The 243-nt window shown below is 37.9% G+C and carries 1 protein-coding gene; it reads left to right on the top strand.

The features are described from left to right. Window positions 1–243 (top strand): hypothetical protein (locus SB679_RS25930; RefSeq protein ID WP_410705260.1); only part of this gene is annotated, 243 nt, incomplete at both ends.

The raw sequence follows: 243 nt of genomic DNA, 5'->3' as shown, positions 1-243 counted from the left end.
CTATTATACTTCCATAGGATATACCAAACAGGAAGGGGTTGCAATTCCTAACGAAATGCAAAGGTTCTCTACAAGAGCCAATGTTGATCATCAGGCATTTGAATGGATGAAGATTGGAACAAATCTGAGCTTTACAAAAACAGATTATGTAGGACTGAATACGGGTGCATCATCACTTTCAGGGAATATTTATAATGCTATTAAGCAGTTACCAAATACACCCATCTTTGATCCCAAAAGCCC

Source organism: Chryseobacterium sp. SIMBA_029 (assembly GCF_046535275.1).
Taxonomy (GTDB): Bacteria; Bacteroidota; Bacteroidia; order Flavobacteriales; family Weeksellaceae; genus Chryseobacterium.
This window is presented reverse-complemented; position numbering and strand designations above follow the sequence as displayed.